The organism is Novipirellula sp. (assembly GCF_041583735.1).
Classification (GTDB): domain Bacteria; phylum Planctomycetota; class Planctomycetia; order Pirellulales; family Pirellulaceae; genus Novipirellula.
Genome location: NZ_JBFHFD010000740.1, coordinates 1 through 4,008, shown reverse-complemented (window position 1 = coordinate 4,008; position 4,008 = coordinate 1). Strand labels below are relative to the sequence as shown.

The following is a 4,008-nucleotide window of genomic DNA, read 5'->3' as shown; positions in this document are numbered from 1 at the left end:
TTCTCTGTAGTGGACGAGGCAACGAGTCCCGTCGTGCCAATAAGTCGCTGGGACTCGTAGCCTCGTCCACTACCTTTAAAGCTGGCCGAGCTACGCTCATTCCAGTAAAGCTCTAGCGGCACGGTTCTAACGCCACCGGAGGGTTCATGTCATTCGGGAAACATTTTGAAATGACGAAGTTATTTCCGAAGCGGCCCTTTACGCTCTTCTATCGTATGACAAGGGAACATCCCACATCGAAACGCGATCCGCGCGGAGCGGATGCCGCCGATTGACCGCAGCAACATTCTGAACTTGGAAAGAGGCATGAACAAACAATCTCTTGGCAAGCTGCTTGTCATCTTAGGAGCAGCAATTTCGTTCCTCTTCTCGGTCGGTCTTTGGTTTTCCGGTCAGCGGGAGGAAGGTCTTTTTGTGGGCATTTGGGTACCGTCGATTCTTTCCTTCGGCAGCCTGCTATTTTCCCGATCGGGAGCCCCACAATGACTTCCTTTGCCATTTTCGTGTTGGGGCTGATCGTCATGCTAATCACAGGTACGGGGGCAGTCATGATTGGGTTACAGGAGGCTGCAGATCCGGACCAGAGTCGGGTCGAAGACTTAACCGCGGTCGAAAAGCAGATCGTGGGTCGCGGAAGGCCTGACGAACGAAGGTAAGAATCAAGATGGTGGAGCCGTTGTTTTAAGCTGGATTGATTTGGTGCGTCTTCGAACCGTTCCAAAAACCAGTAGCGGAAGTCGCACATAACTTTCGATCAAGCCTTCTCGCGTCTGAAATTCTTGACGGCTTGTTGATTTAATCCAAATGCAAATCGCAGCCGTGGGCCGTAAGGCCGTAAGGCACCGGGTAACGCGTGGGACCCGGCCGCTGACGCGCGAGCGGCTCAATAAAACAACAAGCCGTTGACAAATTCCGCTACGGCTGCTTCGTTTTCGGATGGCCTTCCTCTCGCAAGTGCTTCATGAAGCGGCCGAGCAACTGATTCGTTTCGGGAGTCTCTTTGAAATCGGCGACGAACGACTCGATCGACTCGCCGCTAATCGACTGGACATACTGCGGGTATGCCTGCAAACGCTGGATCAATGCTGTACGGTTGAGTTCGGGGTGAAATTGCGTGCAGTAAATCGGTTTGCCCTCGATTCGAAATGCTTGGTTTTCGGTTCGCTCACTCGATGCCAAACAAATCGCTCCGGGCGGCAAGCGGATGACGCAATCTTGGTGCCCCATCGGAGCAAGAAAACGCGCCGGTAGCTGTCCAAAAACCGGATCCTCGCGGCCAGCCGGAGTCAAGCGAACTTCGACCGTACCAAGCTCGGCCCGCTGCATGTCCGTGACCACCTCGCCGCCGAGTGCTCGGGCCATCGCTTGATGCCCCCAACATGATGCGAACGTCGGCTTATTCAGATCGCACAGTTCCCGCATCGCCTCGAGTGCTGGCAAAATCCAATTGCCTCCTTCGGCGACCGAATAGTCTCCACTGCCGCCCAACAAAACAACGTCAACCTGATATAGTTGCTTCGGCGTGGGCACCCCGGACAGCAGATCAAACACGCGAATCTGCTGCGCCGCACAGCCAATCGCTCGGGCAAAGCAATCGACTTCCTGCGTCCGCATCGGATCATCGGCATTGCGCACCTGCAAAAGAAGAAACGTATCCATCGTCGTTGAGTCCAAAATCCGAGATCAATTAAAGTCCACCCTACAAACAATCATGATACCACTGCATGTTCGAACCCTTATCATTGCGACCGGACAACAGTCACAACGGGTTGCAAAGTCGGAATGACAACCCGCTGCGAGAACGTGCCCTGTTTTCGATTGTCGCCAGTGACTACAAGAATTCAGCCGCTTCCATCATTCGCAAGGGAGACTGGAGGCTGATCCAGTATCTCAAAAAGGGGAAGACTGAACTCTACAATCTTCGTCTGGATCAAAAAGAAAGCCAAAACTTGGCCGCGAAAAATCCCGAAGTGCCTGAAGCACTGGTGAAACAATTGGTCGCTTGGCGCAAAGCCAACCACGTGCCGCTGCCGCCAAGTTCAACGCTCGAATTTTAAGACGCTCGCGCGGTCAACACAAATCGCATTATGATGCCTGCAGCGAGCGAACTGCGGGGTTCGCGTCAGCGGTGCATGACGCCGTCCTCGACGCGATTCCAACGAAAGTTATCTCGCTAACTCAGACGCGGTTCTTCCGCATCCGCGCCGCCACGACGAACCCACTGGACGATGAGTTCTTCGATGGCGTTGCGAACGGCTCGGAATCGATCGAGTCGTTCGCGTTCGCTCCCCTCGGCGGCGGCAGGGTCTTCAAACGGCCAATGAATTGTGTGGCGTGTGAATGGCCACACATGAGGGCACGAATTCTCGTCGTACTCACAGACGATGATGACATGTCTGACTGCGAGTTTACCGAGATACTCCGTTAGCGATTTGGAACGGTGACCTTGCAAACTAATTCCGACTTCGTCCATCACGCGAAGGGTCAACGGATGAATGTCGCGTGGATTCAATCCTGCACTGTGAATCTCGAAGCGGTTCCCCGCGTGTTTGCGTAGGAACGCCTCGGCCATCTGGCTTCGCGCCGAATTCCCTTCACAGAGGAACAATACGACGGGTTTGGACATGACTGACTCCGGTTCAACAATCTATCTAGTCGCGTGACTCGTAGCGGGCGACACAATCGGGAAGGCACGCTACGGCGTCTGCACGAACGAATCCTTCGATACCACTTTCATCGATTCCAACTTGGACTCGGATGCCCGAATCACGTGTGGCGCCAAACGCACGTTACCGGCGGCTTCGGCGTAATCTTGACCACTGGTGAGACACCACTGGATAAATGATTTCACTCGCTCGGTCTGCGCTTCATCGGCGTACTGTTTGCGAAGCAGAATCCATGTGAAGGTGACAATCGGGTACGAGTATTCACCGCGGGGGTCTGGGACGTAAGCGAGCAGGTTGTCGGGCAGTTCGGCATTCAACAAGGTTTCCAGTCCCGACGTTCCCGATGGAGCCACGTAATTTCCGGCTCGGTTTTCCAATGCAGCCATGCCAAGCCCTACTTCGCGGGCTGCACCGTATTGCACATAGCTGATGGAATAAGGCGTTTGCTTGATTCTTCCTGCAACCCCCGAGTTTCCTGATGCACTCATCGCGGCCCCTGGCCAATCGAGCACCTTGACTCCACGGCCCCTCGAAGCGTCCGATGGGTTGCTACCAAACTGATCGGCCCACTCGTCGTTGATCGCGGCCAAGTGGTTCGTAAAAGCAAAGGTCGTACCACTGCTGTCTTGCCGGACGATCACATGAATCGGTTGGTCAGGAAGTTTTTTGCCTGGATTCGCTTCTTGAATCCGCGGATCATTCCATCGCGTCTCTTTCCCCAAAAACGCGTCCACATAAACATTTCGGGGTAGGTTCAATTTTGCGGGAAGGCCTTCGGGATTGTAAGCGAGAACGATGATTCCGGCCGTAATTGGAATCTGAATCGCTCCACCTTCAACGGAACTCAAAGTCGCTTCGGAGAGCCCCGCATCGGTCCCGCCGAAATCGATAGAACCTTCGATGAAACGTTTCTCTCCTTCGCCACTGCCGATGGATTCATAGTGGATGTCAACATCGGCGTGTCGCTTGTGATACTGCTCGGCCCACGTGTTGATGATCGGAGCAGCAAAGGTCGACCCGCCGCCGGTGACAGCCGAGTCCGAAATTTTCGGTCTTGATCCGCTGCAGCCGATTGTCAGCAGTGCCATCACGCACCATGCCGCCAAAGCGGTCCAATATCCGCGTTTACCCAAGTCGTTCATTTCGGTTTCCCTTTCGGCGTCTAAAAACTGTCTTAAGAAGTCTGAGGAGCCATCTCGGCATTGGAAGATCGGTCGGAGGTCGGCAAATAAAGCGTCATCGCCGCGGCAATCAACACAAACGCGCACGAGGTCCATAAGCATCCCGGCAATCCGGCAAGCAAAAACATCGTGCCCGATAGGAGTGTGCCCACAAGCCGACC

Annotated in this window: 5 protein-coding genes; 2 read left to right on the top strand and 3 right to left on the bottom strand. The window is 54.4% G+C overall.

Going from position 1 to position 4,008, the window contains the following annotated elements; translation table 11 throughout:
• The first annotated feature begins 306 nt into the window (after positions 1-306).
• Complete coding sequence (locus tag ABX962_RS31935) at positions 307-486, top strand: hypothetical protein (protein WP_372725685.1); 180 nt, start codon at positions 307-309, stop codon at positions 484-486.
• Between the two features lie 429 nt (positions 487-915).
• On the opposite strand, the gene ABX962_RS31930 is transcribed toward ABX962_RS31935, so the two are convergent.
• On the bottom strand, positions 916-1,659 hold the full coding sequence (locus tag ABX962_RS31930; RefSeq protein ID WP_372725684.1) for a type 1 glutamine amidotransferase: 744 nt from the start codon (positions 1,657-1,659) through the stop codon (positions 916-918).
• A 65-nt stretch (positions 1,660-1,724) separates the two neighbouring features.
• Here ABX962_RS31930 and ABX962_RS31925 point away from each other — a divergent pair, with 65 nt between their 5' ends.
• The gene (locus ABX962_RS31925) at positions 1,725-2,057 is read left to right on the top strand and encodes a hypothetical protein (RefSeq protein WP_372725682.1); all 333 of its coding nucleotides are present in this window, start codon (positions 1,725-1,727) and stop codon (positions 2,055-2,057) included.
• Between the two features lie 116 nt (positions 2,058-2,173).
• Here ABX962_RS31925 and ABX962_RS31920 read toward each other — a convergent pair whose 3' ends face one another.
• Together ABX962_RS31920 and pstS are read right to left on the bottom strand one after the other, a co-directional pair.
• Entirely contained in the window at positions 2,174-2,626 is a 453-nt protein-coding gene (locus tag ABX962_RS31920; RefSeq protein WP_372725680.1) for an arsenate reductase ArsC, read from the bottom strand.
• 69 nt (positions 2,627-2,695) lie between these two features.
• On the bottom strand, positions 2,696-3,808 hold the full coding sequence (gene pstS, locus ABX962_RS31915; protein WP_372725678.1) for a phosphate ABC transporter substrate-binding protein PstS: 1,113 nt from the start codon (positions 3,806-3,808) through the stop codon (positions 2,696-2,698).
• Between the last annotated feature and the right edge of the window lie 200 nt (positions 3,809-4,008).